Here is an 18,547-nt window from a genome sequence, read left to right on the forward strand (position 1 = left end):
CGCATGAACGAATCCCAGAAAGCAGGACATGCTTCCGGCGGCGCCCGGCCCGGACGCCGCCGGCCCGACCGGCCCGCCGCTGCAGGACGCGGTGGTCCGGCCCCTGATACCTCCGGAGCAGGGATGCCTGAGGTGCTGCGCGCCGGCACCCCGCAGGACATCCTGGCCTTCGTACCCCACAGCCTCGGCTTCCAGCCGCAGGAGTCGCTGGTGCTCCTCGGGCTGCGCGGGACACGGCTTGGGGCGACACTTCGCCTTGACCTGCCGGGTGCGTCCTGCTCGGGGGACAGCCCAGGCCCGGACAGTCTTGAGCTGCTTTCCGGCTATGTTTCCCGGGCTGCCTCGCTGCTGTCCCATGATGCGGACACAGACGGGGTGCTGGCAGTGCTCTTCACGGACCTTCCCCTGGCCGAAGGCGGCCCCCCGCCCTACAGCGCCCTGATGGAAATGCTGGGCAGGGAACTGGAAGAGAACGGCCTGGTTCTGCGCGACGCCTGGCTGACGGGAAACGGATCATGGCGCGCCTACTTCTGCACGGACGCCGCCTGCTGTCCCTGGCCCGGGCATCCGGCTGACAGGATCACCGAGAGCAGGCTCAGTGCAGAACTGGTTTATCGGGGCAGTGCCTACGCCCCCTCGCCGGGTGGTTCGCTGGACGGACCGCTGCACGTGGCCGGAATCCTGCGGACCGCTGCGCTGGATCAACGCGTTGAAGAAGTCCGCCGCCGCATGGAGGGCACGTGGGGCGCCCCTGGAGTCTTCGACGAAGTGCTCGCAGCCTGGGACCGCCGGATCTGCTCAACACCTCGGCAGGTCCCTCCCGCGTCCGATGTCCCGTATCCCGGACATGACGGGCTTGAACGGGACGCCCTGCTGCTCGCCAGCCTGGAATCCAAGCCTGTTCGGGACACCGTCCTGGTTCTCGCTGCATCGGGACTGGCTGCCGCCGCAAACGGGGTACGTCAATGGCTGCACCCTGCACCGGAGTCGATGCCGGCAACGGGAAGCGCAGACCAGTCAGCTCCCGCCCTCGCAGGCCAGCAGTTCAGGTCCATCCTCATTGGACGCAGCCGCACCGCCCCGGACTGGGAACGGCTGGACCGCACCCACTCAGTATTCAGTGACCTCCTGCAGCGGGCGGCAGGTGAGCCGGCTGCCGCCCTGCTGACCCTGCTGGGGTGGGTTGAGTGGGCGCGGGGACGCAGTTCCCGTGCAGAGGTCTGCCTCTCAGCAGCCCTTCGCGAGGAACCCGGATACCGCCTCGCCGCGCTGCTTCGGGAACTGCTGCGCCGGGGAGAGCTGCCGCAGTGGGCATTGTCCCCGCTGACCGCGTGGCGCGGCGGTCCGCGGACCTGAACGGGCCTGCAGGCCGGCGGAGGAGCAACAGGTATCCGTGTCCGGTGGTGGCACTGTGCCAAAGCATGCGACAATGGGAACCGAGACCCGGTTGGGTTCGTGTACCTAGTGTCGTTCCATGCTTTCCGCTCACGCGGGGAATAGGAACAGGACGCGATGTGTTTCCATCAGGAACTGCGTCGCGTACAAAACACTGGTTATGGCACGGACTTGACAGGGTCATAGTGGTGTTGCCCCCATGGCGGCGCCGCAGCCCGCCGTATTGAAAGGTTTTCTGTGTCCGCGAGAAAGACAACTGCTGTCAAAGAGACTGACACTGTGACTGCCGAGGTTGCTGAGGCCGCGCCCGCCGCAGCCACCAAAACGGCGGCCAAATCCGCCCGCAAGCCTTCCACCCGGAAGGCACCGGCCAAGGCCTCCGCGGCAAAGACCACCGCCAAGAAGGCAACCGCGCCCGCTGAGGACGCTGAAAGCAACACCGATGAGACCGAAGCGGAGCCCACCGAGGTGGACGTTGAGGTCGTCGAGGCGGACGCTCCGGAAGCGGCGCCGACCGGTTCCGGCTTTGTTTACTCCGACGCCGACGACGACGACGCTCCTGCCCAGCAGGTCGTCTCCGCTGGCGCTACCGCGGATCCCGTCAAGGATTACCTGAAGCAGATCGGCAAGGTTGCCCTGCTGAACGCTGAGCAGGAAGTTGACCTGGCCCTGCGCATTGAAGCGGGCCTCTACGCCGAAGAGAAGATCGCCGCGGATCCGGACATGGATCCCAAGCTCAAGCGGGACCTGCAGCAGATCATCCACGACGGCAAGCGCGCCAAGAACCACCTGCTGGAGGCCAACCTGCGGCTCGTCGTGTCGCTGGCCAAGCGCTACACCGGCCGCGGCATGCTGTTCCTGGACCTGATCCAGGAAGGCAACCTGGGCCTGATCCGCGCTGTGGAGAAGTTCGACTACACCAAGGGCTTCAAGTTCTCCACCTACGCCACCTGGTGGATCCGCCAGGCCATCACGCGTGCCATGGCCGACCAGGCCCGCACCATCCGTATCCCTGTGCACATGGTGGAAGTCATCAACAAGCTGGCCCGCGTCCAGCGCCAGATGCTCCAGGACCTGGGCCGCGAGCCCGCCCCGGAAGAGCTGGCACTGGAACTGGACATGACCCCCGAAAAGGTCGTTGAGGTCCAGAAGTACGGCCGTGAACCCATCTCCCTGCATACCCCCCTCGGCGAGGACGGAGACTCCGAGTTCGGTGACCTCATTGAGGACTCCGAGGCCGTTGTTCCCGCTGACGCGGTGAGCTTCACCCTTCTCCAGGAACAGCTCCACTCCGTCCTGGACACCCTGTCCGAACGTGAAGCGGGCGTTGTTGCCATGCGCTTCGGCCTCACTGACGGCCAGCCGAAGACCCTGGACGAGATTGGCAAGGTCTACGGCGTGACCCGTGAGCGGATCCGGCAGATCGAGTCCAAGACCATGTCCAAGCTGCGCCACCCCTCGCGTTCGCAGGTCCTGCGGGACTACCTCGACTAGGACTCCGCAGCCCCGGCGTACCTGGAGCCGGCGTACTACCCAAAAAAGGCAGTGCCCCCGCGTCGCAAGCGGGGGCACTGCCTTTTGGTCCACTTGGCAAACGCCCCTTTCCCGGATACTGCCTGGATTCCGGAACCGGTGTGCCGCCAGACCCGTGCGCGGACAGAACGAAGGCCCCTCCACATCGGAGGGGCCTTCGCCAAGTCTTGGACTGCTGGTCTTCGGAATTAGTCTTCCGGAGAAGCGGCCTTCTGGTGCAGACGATCACTCTCGTCAAGCCACTCAGACGTCAGGGGGCGAAGGTTGGCCTCCACCGCCCGTGCATGATGAGCGCAGAAAAGCAGTTCACCACCGGAGGATTCCAGTACCGCGCGCACGTAAGCCTGAGCGCCGCAGCGGTCACAGCGGTCCAGCGCATTGAGTTGACGTGTAGCAACTGCTGCTGTCATGAGTGCCTCCTTAGGGGTGTTGATACTTCATATAACCACCTTTGACCGCCCCGCCTTTCAATTGGGGCCCGCCTTTCGCTCTGCGCGTACCAATGGGCAGCAGCTCACATCCGTTACCGGGCAGGGGCACCTCTTCCTTTTTGCCGGCCGGAAGGTTTTGGACGGGCCGGTGCTGCTGAGTCGCTGGCGGCCTCTGTCACCCGCGGGCATTAACCTTAAGGGAAGGCCGGTTTCCGCCGCCTGCCCAGCCGCAAGGCATCCGTCGCATAAGAAGGCCCTTTCCGGCCCTAGGAGTTCAGCACCGTGGTCCCCCTGGATACTGAGTACAACGCCCGGCACCTTTCCGTTCTGGAAGGCCTCGAGGCTGTCCGGAAGCGCCCTGGCATGTATATCGGGTCCACCGACTCCCGCGGGCTGATGCACTGTCTCTGGGAGATCATCGACAACTCCGTCGATGAAGCCCTGGCGGGGTACGGACAGAGCATCCGGATCATCCTGCACGCGGATAACTCCGTGGAAATCCATGACGACGGCCGCGGCATTCCGGTGGACATCGAGCCCAAGACCGGGCTTTCCGGCGTTGAGGTGGTCTTCACCAAACTCCATGCCGGCGGCAAATTCGGCGGCGGCTCGTACGCAGCTTCCGGCGGACTGCACGGTGTGGGCGCCTCCGTAGTCAATGCGCTCTCATCCCGTCTGGACGTGCAGGTGGACCGTGCTGGGAAGACCTACCAGATGACCTTCCGCCGCGGCGAGCCCGGCGTATTCGCGGACAGCGGCTCCAAGCCCACCCCTGATGCAAAGTTCACCCCGTTCCTGGACAGCAGCAAGCTAGAGGTGGTTGGCAAAGCGAAGCGCGGTGTCACCGGCACCCGCATCCGGTACTGGGCAGACCGGCAGATCTTCACCCCGGACGCCAAGTTCTCCTATGCGGAACTTGAGGCCCGGGCACGCCAGACCTCCTTCCTGGTGCCTGGCCTGCGGATCACGCTGCGCGACGAGCGCCGCCTGCCCGGGACTCCCGGCGAAGACGGACCGGTAGAGGAGGTCTTCCAGCACGACGGCGGCATCTCCGAATTCGTTGAATTCCTCGCAGCAGATGCGCCGGTTACTGACATTTGGCGCCTGCACGGAGCCGGGAAGTTCAAGGAGTCCGTCCCGGTCCTGGACGAGCGAGGGCACAGCAAAGTCACCGAGGTTGAACGCGAGTGCGAGGTGGACATCGCCCTTCGGTGGGGGATTGGCTACGAGACCAGCATCCGCAGCTTCGTCAACATCATCTCCACACCCAAGGGCGGCACCCATCAGGCCGGTTTCGAGCAGGCGCTGCTAAAGACCTTCCGCAAGGTCATTGAGAGCAATGCCCGCAAGCTGAAGGCCGGCAACGACAAGATCGAGAAGGACGACGTTTTTGCCGGCCTTACCGCCGTGCTGACCGTCAGGCTGGCCGAACCGCAGTTCGAAGGCCAGACCAAGGAGATCCTCGGCACGTCCGCGGTGCGGTCGATCGTGTCCAAGGTCGTCGAAAAGGAGATCTCTGCCAGGCTCAACTCAACGGCCCGCGGCGACAAGGCCCAGACGGCGCTGCTCCTGGAAAAAGTGGTGTCGGAGATGAAGTCACGTATCTCTGCCCGGGTGCACAAGGAAACCCAGCGCCGGAAGAACGCACTGGAAACCTCGTCCATGCCCGTAAAGCTGGCCGACTGCCGGATTGATGACAACGAACGGTCCGAACTCTTCATCGTGGAGGGGGACTCGGCCCTGGGCACTGCCAAACTGGCACGGTCCTCGGATTTCCAGGCGCTGCTGCCCATCCGGGGCAAGATCCTCAATGTGCAGAAGGCATCCGTCTCCGACATGCTTTCCAACGCCGAGTGCGCAGCCCTGATCCAGGTGGTGGGTGCCGGTTCCGGCCGAAGCTTCCAGCTGGATGCGGCGCGCTATGGCAAGGTGATCTTCATGACCGATGCCGACGTCGACGGCGCGCACATCCGTACGCTGCTGCTGACCCTGTTCTTCCGGTACATGCGCCCGCTGGTTGAAGCTGGCCGGGTATATGCCGCCGTGCCGCCGCTGCACCGCGTGGAAGTCATCAACCACGGCTCCAAGGCCAACGAGATGGTTTATACGTACAGCGAGAAGGAACTCCACCAGCTGCTGGAGCGGCTGGAGAAGGAAGGCAAGCGCTACAAGGAGCCCATCCAGCGCTACAAGGGCCTGGGTGAGATGGACGCGGACCAGCTGGCCGAAACCACTATGGACCCCCGCCACCGCACGCTGCGCCGAATCCGGCTCAGCGAAGCGGAGGAAGCTGAACGCCACCTGGATGAGGCAACGTTTGAACTGCTGATGGGCAGCGATGTTGCTCCGCGCAAAGAGTTCATCATCGCCGGTGCCGCAATGCTGGACCGGGACCGCATCGACGCCTAGCGGGCCGTTCCCGGCCGGCTATCCGTGAATCAGGCCGGGGGCGAACAGCAGCACCGTGGGGACGGCCAGCAGCAGTACGGCAGCGGCCTGGATGAGGATGCTGGCCCAGCGGGACAGCGGCGGCTGCGGTGTGAGCAAACGGCTGAGCCGGGCTGCCATTCCGGTTTCGTCCTCCCTGCCGCCGCCGGCAACGACGGGAACCGAGGAACCTGGTAGGCCGGAGGACGGGTCACCGACGGCGCCGGAGGCAGAACCGACGATTGCCACCGCACGGACCAGGGTTGGGCGGTCCACCTTCTTCAGTGCCTCGTCGTCAGCCAGCATCTCAATCAGTTCGTTCACGGACCGCTGCGCGAGCTGTGAGGTGGGCAGCCACGGTAGGGCCGCCCGCCAGGCGGCAAACGCCCACAGCAGCAGGTGGTGGTGCTGGCTGAGGTGTGCCTTCTCATGCGTCAGCACACCGGAGAGCTCTTCCTCGGAGAGGATATCCATCAGTCCGTCCGAAAGGACGGTGACCGAGTGCGCCCCGCCCGGAAGGCAGTATGCAACAGGTGAGGGATGGGGGATGACGAGCGTTGCCGGTGTGTTCAGCGAGGGGGAACTAAGGAGATTCAGCATGTCCCGGTGGCGGCGCCTACCGGAGACTATGCGGTAGTAGGTGAGCAGCAGCGTGAAGACAAGATGCACAGTCAGCAGAACGGCCGCGCTGATCGCAAACACGTGGACCAGGCCCAGTGCTTCGACGGACTGCCGCTGCAGCAGGATGTTCCAAAGGCCCGTGAGGCCCTGGCCAAGGTTGTCCGCGATCGGCTCCAGTCCCCAGGTCAGCATGGCGCCGATCATGGACAGCCCGCCGGCCAGGGCGATCGACTGCCACAGCACCATGGCGGTGAACGGTGACCGTGCCGTCCACCTGGCGCGTGAGAGCAAAACCGGCACCGGCCAGGCGAGGATTACCGCAAGTGCAGCGAGAAAGTAGGAGGCCCAGAACATGCGGGGCGCAGACCGGGGGCCTAGGCGCCGTCGAGCAGCCTGCGCAGGGTTTGCGCTTCGGTTGCCGAGACGGAACCGACGAAGCGGGCCAGCACCGCTTCACGGTCGTTGGCCGAGCCGAGAACCTCGTGCATCAGCTCGGCGGTGTGTTCGGCGCGGGTGGTCACCGCGCGGTAGCGGTGCGGGCGGATATCGCGTTCACGCGCCACGAGGGCCTTCTTTTCGAGCCGGGAAAGCACGGTCAGGACCGTGGTCACGGCCAGTCCTTTGGCGTCCGGGCGGCCGGCATCGTTCTGGGCCAGCCGTTCGCGGAGTTCGTTGGCGGTTAAAGCCTGGGGTGCCTCCCAGAGGAGGTCCATCATCGCCCGCTCAAGCTCTCCGAGAGTCGCCATAGTCCGCATCTTCCTTTGTTTTCGGTTCCTGTCCGGGAGGTCGCCCCGGGCCGGTTTGTCCCGGCCGCTTGCGCCGGAGCCGGCTGCGTCGGGATGCTTAACAATACCGAGATTCAGGGAAGTTCTCTACATCACGTAGAAACATGTCGCCAAGGTGTTCTACGATGCGTAGAAGAAGGTTTTCTACGGCCTGTAGAACATTGACATAGCTAAGGACCTGCACGTGGAAGCATTGGACATTGCCCGCTGGCAATTCGGCATAACAACCGTGTATCACTTCCTGATGGTCCCCCTGACCATCGGACTGGGGCTGGTTGTGGCCGCCCTGCAGACCGCGTGGGTCCGCACGGGCAAGGAAGAGTACCTTCGCCTGACCAAGTTCTGGGGCAAGCTGTTCCTGATCAACTTCATCATGGGCGTGGCCACCGGCCTGGTCCAGGAATTCCAGTTCGGCATGGCCTGGAGCGAGTACAGCAGGTTCGTGGGCGATGTTTTCGGCGCGCCGCTGGCGCTTGAATCGCTGCTCGCGTTCTTCACCGAGTCAGTGTTCCTGGGCCTGTGGATCTTCGGCTGGAACCGCCTTCCCAAGAAACTTCACCTGGCCACCATCTGGCTGGCGACCGGAGCCTCGGCACTCTCTGCCTACTTCATCCTCGCGGCCAACTCGTGGATGCAGCATCCCGTTGGCGTTGAGCTTGTGGATGGCCGGGCCGTCATGACGGACATCTGGGCTGTGCTCACAAACAACACCCTGCTGGTTGCGTATCCGCATACCATTGCCGGTGCCTTCGCCGTGGCCGGCGGCTTCCTGCTGGGTATTTCCTGGTACCACCTGTGGAAGCGGCGCCGCGACGGCATCGACACGGTGGACGCGGACGGCCGCGTGATCGTGGGCGAAAACGCCGCGATCGGCCGGGACAAGACAGACCACGCGGTCTGGATCAAGGCACTGCGCATCGGTGCGGCCGTGGCAGTTGTCGCGTTCGCCGGCACCGCTGTCACCGGTGACCTGCAGGGGAAGCTGATGTTCGAGCAGCAGCCCATGAAGATGGCTGCCGCGGAAGCAGCCTGCCACAACGGCACCTCTTTCTCGATCCTTTCCGTTGGCGACGTGGGAGCCCGCAACTGCGACGACGTCAAGACGCTGATCGAGGTTCCCGGGGTCCTGTCCTTCCTGGCGAACGGCGACTTCAATACTCCGGTCGACGGCGTGAACACCCTGATCCCGGAATACCAGGAGAACTACGGCACCCACCTGCCGGATGACCCGATGTACGGCGAACAGGCCGGCCAGGAAATCGACTACCTGCCGGTTATGGCCGTGACCTATTGGGGCTTCCGCATCATGATCGGCTTCGGAGGCATTGCGGCAGTGGCGGCCGCGGTGGCCCTCTGGGTCACCCGCAAGGGGACCGTCCCGCAGTCCAAGGGGCTCATGCGCCTGGCCGTCTTCGGTATCCTGGCCCCCTTCGGGGCCAACAGCGCCGGCTGGATCTTCACCGAAATGGGCCGCCAGCCCTTTGTCGTGGTGCCGAACCCGAGCTTCACCGGCATCGACAACGTGTTCATGTTCACCGCCGCGGCGGTGTCCCCGGGGGTAAGCAGGGCCGAACTGCTGTTCTCCGTCATTTCCTTCACGGTCATCTACCTGGCCCTGCTGGTGGTGGAAGTCGGCCTGCTGGCGAAGTATGTCCGCGGCGGCGTCCCATCGGCGATGCCCGAACTGCTGCCCGCCAACGGACACGGCGGCGACGGCCCCGACGGCCCCGACGGGCCGGACGGGCCGGACGGCACCGGCAGCGACGGCCGGTCCGGCGGGCGCAAGTCCGACGACGTCCTCGATTTCGCCTACTAGCAGGAACGGACGAACATGGAACTCACAACATTCTGGTTCATGGTTATTGCCTTCCTGTGGGTTGGCTACCTCTTCCTGGAAGGGTTCGACCTGGGCGTGGGCATGCTCATGAAGCTTTTCGCCCGCGATGAGCGAGAGCGGCGCGTCCTGCTCAACACCATCGGTCCCGTGTGGGACGGCAACGAAGTCTGGCTCATCACCGCCGGCGCGATGACCTTCGCGGCCTTCCCGTTCTGGTACGCGGCGTTGTTCTCCGCCCTTTATCTGCCGCTGACCCTGGTGCTGCTCGGCCTGATCTTCCGCGCAGTTTCCATCGAATACCGCGGCAAGCGGGACTCGGACCGCTGGCGCAACCGCTGGGACTGGGCCATGGCCCTGGGCTCCTTTGTCAGTGCCTTCGGCGTGGGTGCGGCCCTCGCGCTGACCTCCACCGGCCTGCCGCTGAACGAGAACGGAGACCGGGTGGGCGGAGCCTTCGCCTGGCTCACTCCCTGGGCAGTCCTCGGCGGCCTTGCCGTCGTCGGCTTCGCACTGGTTCACGCATGCGCCTTCCTGATGCTGAAAACCGGTGGCGAGATCCGTGCCCGGGCCCGCCGCGCCGTCGTGCGCTGGCTGCCCGTGGGCGTGCTGCCGCTGGCTGCCTGGGCCATCGGAGTGCAGTTCACCAGCGGCGAGCTGATGTCCCTGATCCCGCTGGCCGTTGCCGTGGCTGCCCTGGTGGTTGCCTGGCTCATGGCCTACAGGGGCAAGGAGGCGCTCTCCTTCGCAGCTTTGGGCGCGTTCCTCCTCTTCGGTGCGGTATCGATCTTCGCGGCTATGTACCCCGTGGTCCTTCCGTCCTCGCTTGACGCAGCCTGGAACCTGACCATCGACAACGCTTCGTCCAGCCCCTACACGCTGAAAGTCATGACCTGGGTATCAGTGTTCGGCCTGCCCGTCGTGCTTGTCTATCAGGGGTGGACCTACTGGGTCTTCCGCAAGCGCGTCACGGCGGAGTCCATTCCCGGCGTGCACAAGGTAAAGGTTCAGTGAAGCCGGTCCTGCCGGTCAGCGCCACCAGCCGCCGGGCGCTGTATCTGCTGGGACTCGTCGCCGCGGCAAAGGCCCTGGCCCTGGTGCTGCTGGCAACCGGCGTTGCCGCCGGAATTGCCGGCCTCGCCGCCGGCAGCCCGAACTGGGGATATGTCGCTGCGACGGGCATCAGCGGGGCGGTGCTGCGGTCCCTTGCCATGTGGACCCAGGAAACCGTGGCCCAGCGGGCCGCCGCGGGAGTTAAGGATGAGCTGCGCGGCCAGCTCACGCATCGGGTGCTGGCCGACGGCGGCAGCGTGCCCGGCATGGGGCCCGGAGCACTCAGTGTCCTGCTGACCCGCGGTCTGGACGGCCTGGACAACTACTATGCCAAGTATCTTCCCGCGCTGGTGACCTGTGCGGTCCTGCCGCTGCTTGTGGGTCTCCGGATCCTCACCGCCGACTGGGTCAGTGCCGTCGTGGTTGTGCTGACCGTGCCGCTGGTACCGGTGTTCATGATCCTCATCGGCCTGCACACCGGAGACAAGACAGCCAAGGCCATCGAGGCCCTGAACCGGCTCTCTGACAACATGCTTGAACTCGCCAAGGGACTGCCCGTGCTGGTGGGCCTGGGCCGGGCCCGTGCCCAGACGCGGGCACTGCGCGACGTCGCCGACCGCTACCGCGTGAAAACCCTCGAAACCCTTCGCGTAGCCTTTATGTCCTCCCTGGCGCTTGAACTGATCGCCACGATCTCCGTGGCAGTGGTTGCCGTTTTCATCGGCGTGCGCCTTGTACATGGGGACATGTCCCTGGAGATGGGCCTCCTGGCGCTGATCCTGGCTCCCGAGTGCTATCAGCCGCTGCGGGACCTCGGCACGGCCCACCACTCCAGCGAGGACGGGCTGGAGGCGCTGAAGCGGGCCAACACCGTGCTTGACGCGCCTTCCGCCCGGCCGCTCGCCCGGGAACCGGAAGACAACGACGGCGGCGTCAGCGTGCGCGGACTGACCGTTCAGTATGAAGGACGCCCCGAACCGGTGGTCCGGGACCTTTCCTTCACCGTCCCGGCAGGGTCGATAACCTCACTCACCGGGCCAAGCGGCAGCGGCAAGACCACCGTCCTGGAAGTGCTCGCCGGACTGCGCCGGGACGGAGCGGGCATGCGGATCAGCGGGAGCGCTTCCGGGGTGGACCGCAACCGGGTCGCCTGGATTCCGCAGCATCCGGTGCTCGTGGAGGACACCGTGGCGGCGGAGATCGGCCTCTACTCCGGCCTGGCCGATCCGGATGGGCAGCGGACTGCAGCCAAGGACGCGCTGGCCGAGATCCGTTCACTGCACCTGCTCGATGCCCACACCGCGGACCTGAGCCCCGGTGAGCAGCGCCGGGTAGCCGTAGCCCGGGCCATCGCCCGGGTCCGCAGCGTTCCTTCGGTCCGCGTCCTGCTCGCTGATGAACCCACGGCGCACCTCGACGACGCCAGTGCCGGCGCGGTCCGTGCCGCGCTGGCCGGCCTCAGCCCCGAGTGCACCGTCCTGCTGGTCGCCCATGACCGCCGGACGGCTGCCATCGCCCGGACCGAGGTCCAACTCGGTGACGGGGTGTCCGGTGCCGTACCGGTGCCTGACATCCGGCCCGCGGCCGCACCGGATGTCCCGGACGCGCTGCCTGAGTTCAGCGGCTCGACGGCGCAGACCGGCTACGCGCACCAGCCCCTGTGGAAGAACCTCCTGGTGCTGCGGCCCTGGAGCCCCCAGTTCCTGAAGGCACTTGCCTACGGAACGGGCGCAACCATCTTCGCCGTCGCACTCAGTGCCCTTTCCGGGTGGCTGATTGTCCGCGCCTCCGAGCAGCCTCCGATCCTGTACCTGCTCACCGCCATCGTCGGCGTCCGGTTCTTCGGCATCGGCCGCGCCGTCCTGCGCTACCGTGAACGGCTGCACCTGCACGACGCCGTCTTCCGCGCCACGAACTCGATCCGCATCCGGCTCTGGAACGGCCTGCTCAACCGCCCCGGAGGATGGCGCCGGCTGGCCCGCGGCGGGGGTGCGCTGGAACGGCTGGTGGGGGACGTCGACGAGCTGCGGGACATCGCCCCCCGTGTGGTCTTCGCCCCGCTGACGGCCTTCGTCACTGCGGTAGCAGCCTGCGTTGCCACCTGGGTCCTGATTCCGGAAGCCATCTGGGTGCAGATCGGCCTGTGCCTCATTGGGCTCCTCGGCGCCCCGGCCGTTGCGCTCTGGGCCGACGCCGCGGCCCGTGCCCGCACGGTAACGCTGCAGTCGAGGGCCATGGCCTCCATGGCAAAGCTGCTTGGGGCAGCCAGGGACCTGGAAGCCAATACCTCCGCGACGCCCGTGGTTAAGCGCCAGCGGCTGCTGGATGCTGCCGCAGCCGGCGCCGCCCGGCGCAGCGCCTGGGCGCAGGGACTGGCGAACGCCCTGACGGCGCTGGCCTGCGCCGGCTCAGCGCTCTGGATCCTGGGCATGGCCCAGGGGGTCCCGGCGACGGTCGCAGCGGTGATAGTACTCATGCAGCTGGCCCTGCTGGAGTGCTTCGCAGCAGTCAACGGGTCGGTCCAGCAGTTCACTGCCTGGCGTGTCCTCGGCGACAAGGTGCTTCCGGACCTTGGTTCGGATTCTGTGGATCCCGGCGCGGAGAAGGATTTCGATACTGCCGTTTCCGCGGCTCCCCGTCCGGGCAGCATCGAACTGGCCGGAATCCGCTACCGCTACCCGGGTGGATCCCGGGACGTGCTCAGCGGCGTCGACCTCAGCCTGCAGCCGGGCGACTGGCTCGCCGTCACCGGGCCCTCCGGCAGCGGCAAGTCCACCCTGCTGGGCATCCTGCTCGGATTCCTGCAGCCGCAGGCCGGTACGTTCCGCATTGCTGGGCGCCCGGCGTCGGAGTTCAGCCGGGAAGCCCGCGGGATGGCCTGGTGCCCGCAGGAGGCACATCTGTTTGACTCAACCCTGCGCGGCAACCTGCTGATCGCCCGTGACCGTTCGCACGCCCCGGGCGAGGCCGAAATGCTGGCTGCCCTGGAGGCAGTAGGTCTGGGCGGACTCGTCGCAGATCTCGAGGACGGCATCGACACCCGGATTGGCAACGGCGGGCACCGGCTTTCCGGTGGCCAGCGCCAGCGCCTTGCGGTGGCGCGCGCCCTGCTGACGGAAGCTGGGATCGTCCTCCTTGATGAGCCTACGGCGCACCTGGACGCCGCAGCCGGACACCGGCTCATGGCAGACCTCGCTGCCGGGCTGGAAGGCAAGACAGTAGTGGTTGTGACCCACAATCCGGCTGACGCCTCCTGGTGCGGCCGCAGGCTCTCGCTGGGTGCGGCCCAAAGCAGCCTTGCCCTACGCTAGGTGCCATGGCCTCAACTAACACTGTGCAGTTGCCCGGACCGCAGACCCGGCTGGCGTGGCGTGCCATTACGGCTGCCGACCTCGATGACTGGCATGCCCTGATCCGCCGGATGGTGGAGGTGGACAAGCCGGGGTGGGCCGAAGACCGCGCCGATTTGGAGCACGCGCTGCAGCGGCAGGGTGATGACCCGCACCGGGACTCTCTCCTGGGCGTAGACGCGGACGGCGTGCCCCGGGCTTTCGGGCTGGTCAGCCTGAATCCCGGCTCGGTCCGGGCCACCGGATTTGGCGGGGTGGACCCGGCATGGCGGAGACGGGGGATCGGTACGGCCGTCCACCGCTGGCAGGCTGCCCGGGCGCGTGAGCGGGTCCGGGAGCGGGATGGGGCGAACCCGGTGCTGCGCAGCTATGCCGAGTCCAACAATCCCTCGCACCTGGCCCTGCTCGAATCAACGGGCGCCCGGGTGGTGCGGTACTTCACCGAGATGACGCGTCCGCTGGACGGGGACCTGCCCGACGCGCAGCTTCCCGACGGACTGGAGTTCCGGACCTTCTCCGAGGAGTTCTCCGAGCAGCTGCGGCAGGCTCACAACGAAGCCTTCCGGGATCACTGGGGGAGCGAACCCCGGGACGCCGAGAGCTGGAAGTTCACGGTGGGTCACCCGCAGTTCCGCCCCGACTGGAGCTTCGTGGCGGCAGACAAAGCCTCCGGGGACATAGCCGCTTACCAGCTGGCCAGCTATGACCCTGAGTCTCCGGCCATTTTCGGCTACTCAGAGGGATACACCGAGCTGCTGGGAGTGCTGCGGCCGTGGCGCGGCAAGGGAATAGCTCCGGCGATGCTGGCCGAGGCAATGCGGCGTTTCCGGAACTCGGGGATGCAGAACGCGGGCCTGGGTGTGGATACCGAGAATCCGTCAGGTGCCCTCCGGATCTATGAAAACCTGGGCTACAGCCCGGTCAGCCGGCAGGTCGTGTACGACCTGCCGCTGGAGAGGGAACCCGCTTAGGCCTGCACAACCCAAATAGCTTCCGCAGCGGGAATTCCGAGCTCAACGCGTCCGCCGGCCCGTTCCAAGGTGAGGGTGCCGGCGTAGGCCTGCCGCTCCAGGACAATGATTTCCGTGTCCAGGCCAAGTCCCATGCCCCCGAGGTAGCGGAGCAGCTCAGGACTGGTATCGGAAACCCTTGCTATGCGCAGCAGCCGCCCCGGTTCACTGTGGCTCAGCCGAGAAGCATCCAGTGCGGGAAGGCTGCCGTCCGGAGCCGGAATGGGGTCTCCGTGCGGATCACGGGCCGGGTTGCCCAGCCGCACCGCCAGGGCCTCGACCATCTTGTCCGAGACGGCGTGTTCCATGTTCTCCGCCTCATCGTGGACCTCGTCCCAGCCGTACCCGAGATACTCCACAAGGAAGGTTTCGATGAGCCGGTGCCTGCGTACCATCTTCACGGCAGCCTGCTCGCCGGCGGGAGTCAAAGCCACTGACCCGTAGCGTGCATGGGTCAGGAACCCCTGGGAAGCCAGCTTCTTCACGGCCTCCGAAACTGACGACGCAGAGAAACCCAGGTGCGCGGAGAGCGCAGAGACGGTCACCGGCGCGTCCGTCCATTCCTGTGCCGTCCAGATGACTTTGAGGTAGTCCTCCGCGGCGCTGGTCAGTGCTTTTTTTCCCACGCGTTCCACCTTACGCCAGCGGCGTCCTTCGCCCGGAGCCGGGAAAAGGACGCCGCCGGAGCCGGGACTATTCCTGGGTCAGGGAATCCACGTAGTCGCGGTTCTCTTCGATCCAGGCCTCGACGGCATCCGAGTAGTCGTTGTTGCCGCCCTCGGTGTTGAACATTGCGTTCTCCAGGGAGAACAGGGTTTCCGAGTCCATGGTGAAGTCCCGGATCCATGCTGCCAGGACGGGGAAATCTTCCTCGAACGCCTTGCTGGCGAAGGAATGGATGCCCTCTGCCTCGCCCAGGGTGCCCTTGGGATCTGCGAGGTCCTTGATGGGGAAGGCATCGTATGCCCAGTGCGGACGCCAGAGCGTGACGGCGATGTTTTCACCGTTGGTCGTCGCGCTCTTGAGCTCCGAGAGCATGGCGGGCGTAGAAGAGGTCAGGTATTCCATTCCCTCAAGTCCGTAACCCGGAATCACCTCGTTGCTAGTCGCCTCGGTCAGGCCGGCTCCGGGTTCGATGCCCACCAGGCGGTTGCCGAACAGGTCAGCGTTCTCGGCAAGTTCCTCGAGGGAGTCGACGGGGGCGTCCTCGTTCACGGCAATGGTGAGTTTGGCGTCCTCATTCCAGGTTCCCAGGTCCACCATCTCCTCGCCATACTCCTCGAGGTAGCTGGCGTGGGTGATGGGGAGCCAGGTGTCGAGGGAGAGGTCATAGTCACCGCTTGCCAGTCCCGCGTAGACAGGAGCCGGGTCGGCATACTCAAGCTCGACGTCGTATCCCTTCTCTTTCAGGACGGCCTTCCAGAGTTCGGAGGCGGCGATGCCCTCGTCCCATCCGTTGAAGACCGCTATGGTGAGGTCCTTCCGGTCCCCGTTCTCCGGTCCGGAAGCATCTGCCTCGGCTCCGCACGCCGTAAGTGCCAGTGCCGCTGCCGCGGCGACGGCCGCCGCCTTGCTGAATTTCTGCATCATGGTGTTCCTTTCACTGCTGCGCCCGGGGGCGCAGGTTGGGTTTAGGTAGTTGAGGCGGCTGGTACACGCCGGCCGGCCCGGTTGCCAAGGCTGGCGGTGACACGGTCCAGGTACACGGCCAGGACGACGACGGCGATTCCAGCCTCGAATCCGAGTGCCGGATCCAGCCGGTTCAGGCTGGCAACGACGTCTCCGCCCAGTCCGCCGGCCCCCACCATGCCGGCGATGACCACCATGGAGAGAGCGAGCATGATGACCTGGTTGACGCCGGCCATGATGGTTGGCAGTGCGAGGGGAAACTGGATCTGGCGGAGAATCCGGCCCGGTGTGGAACCGAAGGCCGCCCCGGCCTCCACAACCTCGCGGTCCACGCTGCGGATGCCCAGTTCCGTGAACCGGACGCCCGGGGCCATGGCAAAGATGATGGTCGCAACGATGCCGGGAACGACGCCCACCCGGAAGATGATGAGTGCCGGGATGAGGTAGACCATCGCGGGCATGGTCTGCATGAAGTCCAGAATCGGGCGGATGACGGCGGAGGCGCTGCGGGATTTGGCTGCAAGTATGCCCAGCGGAATGCCGGCCAGGATGGCGACGATACTGGCCACCAGGACCAGGGACAGGGTTCCCATAGCGTTTTCCCACTGGTCCACGCCGTAGATGAGCACTAAGCTTGCCCCGGAGCCCAGCCCCAGTTTCCAGCCCCGGGCCAGCCAGGCCAGACCCGCCAGGACTAGAAGCACGGCCCAGAACGGCGGCGTCAGGAGCATCCACTCGATTCCGTCATAGGCGCCGCGGAAGAGCGTGCGGACAGCGTCGAAGAACGGACCAAAGGTTGAGGTAATCCACTCGAGTCCGGTGGCGATGGTGTCTCCAAGCGGAATGCGGAACCCGTTCATGCCTTGCCTCCGTCAACATAGTCCAGCGCTGCGCTGACCAGTTTTTCCGGCAGTGGTGCCGGGGGATTTTCCACTACAGGTATGCCTGTGGTGGAGGAAGGGACGTTGCCTAGGGCAGCAAGCAGCGTCACCCTGGGAATGGCTCCTACCAGCCGGCGCTGCCCGTCTATGACGGGCAGCGGAACCGGGCTTTCCACGGCCATGCCAAAGAGCTGGGCAAGGGGGGTGTCGCCGTCCACCGGAGTTCCGAGGCGAATGGCCGGGGTCAGCTCCGATTCGCGGCGTTCGACCAGTCCCATGGCATCGCGGTCTGAAACCGTGCCGAGGAACGTCCGCTTCCGGTCGACTACGAAGGCGGCTGAGGTCTGCAGGTCCCGCATGGTGCGCAGCGCGCCCCGCGGTCCTGCTGCCAGGTTCACAACGGAGCGTGCGGGTTCCATCACGCTTGCCGCGGTGAGCACACGGGTGCGGTCAACATCCTGCACGAACTGGGCTACGTAGTCTGTGGCGGGTGCGCTGAGGATCTCATCAGGGGTGCCGATCTGGACGATCGCGCCGTCTTTCATCATGGCAATACGGTCACCGAGGAACATGGCCTCGTTGAGGTCGTGGGTGATGAAGATGATCGTCTTTCCAAGCTCCTGCTGCAGTGCGATCAGCTGCTCCTGCATTTCCCTGCGAATCAGCGGGTCCAGCGCGGAGAACGCTTCGTCCATGAGCAGGATGTCCGTCCCCGCAGCCAGCGCCCGGGCCAGGCCCACCCGCTGCTGCATGCCGCCCGAGAGCTCGGCCGGAAACTTCGATCCCCAGTCCCCGAGGCCCACCAGGTCCAGGACACGGGATGCGGCAGCCAGCCGGCCGGAGCGCGGCGTGCCCTGGACTTCGAGGCCGTAGGCCGCGTTCTCAAGCACGGTGCGGTGCGGAAAGAGGGCGAAATGCTGGAATACCATCGAGATCCGTTTCTGCCGCACGGAGCGCAGCTCCCGGTCCGAGATGGCCGACAGATCGGTTCCCTGGACGTTCACGGAACCGGCAGTGGCAGGCTGAAGACCGTTCAGGGTGCGCAGCAGCGTCGATTTACCGGAACCGGACAGCCCCATGACCACGAAGATCTCGCCGGCCCTGACGCTGAAGGAGGCGTCGATCACTGCGGCTGTACCGAGGGGCGAGACCTCGGACCTGCTGGCGCCCTCCTTGAGCCTGCGCACTGCTTCGTTTGGCCGCTTTCCGAACACTTTGTAGACGTTGTCCACCTTCAGGACCACGTCCGCTTCGGTACCGCTCGTTGTCAATGTTCTTCCCTCCCATGGGCCCAGGCCGCAGCCCTGCCGCATGGCTTGGTATCTGCTTGATGTGTTATGAATCCTTCCGGCGGCGCTTGGACCTGCCGGGATCGTTGGCAACCCTAACAACCCGCTGTTCGCTACGGGCTGAATTTTGGCCCATATAGTGCGTGCCTCCCGGCGGGCGAGTTGCCTCGATGCCGCACGGGCAAAGGGAACCGTGGGAGTTACGGCATCGTGACCCCAAGCAGTCCATAGTCTGGACTTGGTACCCCCAGGGGGTACTTGACGCATACCCATAGGGGGTATACGTTCAGAGTGTTGCCAGAGTCTACC

The 18,547-nt window shown here is 65.6% G+C and carries 14 protein-coding genes; 7 read left to right on the forward strand and 7 right to left on the reverse strand.

Annotated elements, in window-relative coordinates; all coding sequences use genetic code 11:
- Positions 1 to 3 precede the first annotated feature (3 nt).
- On the forward strand, positions 4 to 1,356 hold the full coding sequence (locus ITX31_RS12350; RefSeq protein ID WP_194783739.1) for a DUF4192 domain-containing protein: 1,353 nt from the start codon (positions 4 to 6) through the stop codon (positions 1,354 to 1,356).
- Positions 1,357 to 1,632: 276 nt separating this feature from the next.
- On the forward strand, positions 1,633 to 2,889 hold the full coding sequence (locus ITX31_RS12355) for an RNA polymerase sigma factor (protein ID WP_194783740.1): 1,257 nt from the start codon (positions 1,633 to 1,635) through the stop codon (positions 2,887 to 2,889).
- 227 nt (positions 2,890 to 3,116) lie between these two features.
- Here ITX31_RS12355 and ITX31_RS12360 read toward each other — a convergent pair whose 3' ends face one another.
- Positions 3,117 to 3,338, reverse strand: coding sequence for a hypothetical protein (locus ITX31_RS12360; protein WP_194783741.1), 222 nt, complete (start codon positions 3,336 to 3,338; stop codon positions 3,117 to 3,119).
- A gap of 303 nt (positions 3,339 to 3,641) precedes the next feature.
- On the opposite strand from ITX31_RS12360, the gene ITX31_RS12365 reads away from it, so the two are divergent.
- On the forward strand, positions 3,642 to 5,768 hold the full coding sequence (locus ITX31_RS12365; protein ID WP_194783742.1) for a DNA gyrase/topoisomerase IV subunit B: 2,127 nt from the start codon (positions 3,642 to 3,644) through the stop codon (positions 5,766 to 5,768).
- Between the two features lie 18 nt (positions 5,769 to 5,786).
- Here ITX31_RS12365 and ITX31_RS12370 read toward each other — a convergent pair whose 3' ends face one another.
- Both ITX31_RS12370 and ITX31_RS12375 read right to left on the reverse strand, forming a co-directional pair.
- Positions 5,787 to 6,761 carry a M56 family metallopeptidase gene (locus ITX31_RS12370; protein WP_194783743.1) on the reverse strand — a complete coding sequence of 325 codons (975 nt, stop codon included), beginning with the start codon at positions 6,759 to 6,761 and terminating at the stop codon, positions 5,787 to 5,789.
- Between the two features lie 20 nt (positions 6,762 to 6,781).
- Positions 6,782 to 7,153: a BlaI/MecI/CopY family transcriptional regulator gene (locus tag ITX31_RS12375; RefSeq protein WP_194783744.1), complete on the reverse strand. Its 372-nt coding sequence runs from the start codon at positions 7,151 to 7,153 to the stop codon at positions 6,782 to 6,784.
- A gap of 223 nt (positions 7,154 to 7,376) precedes the next feature.
- Here ITX31_RS12375 and ITX31_RS12380 point away from each other — a divergent pair, with 223 nt between their 5' ends.
- The 4 genes from ITX31_RS12380 to ITX31_RS12395 are packed head-to-tail and all read left to right on the forward strand — an operon-like array spanning position 7,377 to position 14,400.
- On the forward strand, positions 7,377 to 9,008 hold the full coding sequence (locus tag ITX31_RS12380; RefSeq protein WP_194783745.1) for a cytochrome ubiquinol oxidase subunit I: 1,632 nt from the start codon (positions 7,377 to 7,379) through the stop codon (positions 9,006 to 9,008).
- A gap of 15 nt (positions 9,009 to 9,023) precedes the next feature.
- Positions 9,024 to 10,040: a cytochrome d ubiquinol oxidase subunit II gene (cydB, locus tag ITX31_RS12385; protein ID WP_194783746.1), complete on the forward strand. Its 1,017-nt coding sequence runs from the start codon at positions 9,024 to 9,026 to the stop codon at positions 10,038 to 10,040.
- Complete coding sequence (gene cydD / locus ITX31_RS12390; protein WP_194783747.1) at positions 10,037 to 13,390, forward strand: thiol reductant ABC exporter subunit CydD; 3,354 nt, start codon at positions 10,037 to 10,039, stop codon at positions 13,388 to 13,390. Before cydB ends, cydD begins: the two co-directional genes overlap by 4 nt.
- A gap of 5 nt (positions 13,391 to 13,395) precedes the next feature.
- Positions 13,396 to 14,400, forward strand: coding sequence for a GNAT family N-acetyltransferase (locus ITX31_RS12395; RefSeq protein WP_228529330.1), 1,005 nt, complete (start codon positions 13,396 to 13,398; stop codon positions 14,398 to 14,400).
- Here ITX31_RS12395 and ITX31_RS12400 read toward each other — a convergent pair.
- The 4 genes from ITX31_RS12400 to ITX31_RS12415 form a co-directional block, all read right to left on the reverse strand.
- Positions 14,397 to 15,065 carry a metal-dependent transcriptional regulator gene (locus tag ITX31_RS12400; RefSeq protein ID WP_323745673.1) on the reverse strand — a complete coding sequence of 223 codons (669 nt, stop codon included), beginning with the start codon at positions 15,063 to 15,065 and terminating at the stop codon, positions 14,397 to 14,399. The genes ITX31_RS12395 and ITX31_RS12400 overlap by 4 nt on opposite strands.
- Before the next feature lie 67 nt (positions 15,066 to 15,132).
- The gene (locus tag ITX31_RS12405) at positions 15,133 to 16,029 is read right to left on the reverse strand and encodes a glycine betaine ABC transporter substrate-binding protein (RefSeq protein ID WP_194783749.1); all 897 of its coding nucleotides are present in this window, start codon (positions 16,027 to 16,029) and stop codon (positions 15,133 to 15,135) included.
- Positions 16,030 to 16,070: 41 nt separating this feature from the next.
- Positions 16,071 to 16,928, reverse strand: coding sequence for an ABC transporter permease (locus ITX31_RS12410; RefSeq protein WP_194783750.1), 858 nt, complete (start codon positions 16,926 to 16,928; stop codon positions 16,071 to 16,073).
- A complete protein-coding gene (locus tag ITX31_RS12415; protein ID WP_228529331.1) occupies positions 16,925 to 18,220 on the reverse strand; it encodes a quaternary amine ABC transporter ATP-binding protein in 1,296 nt (431 codons plus the stop codon). Before ITX31_RS12415 ends, ITX31_RS12410 begins: the two co-directional genes overlap by 4 nt.
- Between the last annotated feature and the right edge of the window lie 327 nt (positions 18,221 to 18,547).

Origin of the sequence: Arthrobacter gandavensis, assembly GCF_015355785.1 — a bacterium.
Lineage (GTDB): Bacteria > Actinomycetota > Actinomycetes > Actinomycetales > Micrococcaceae > Arthrobacter_B > Arthrobacter_B gandavensis_A.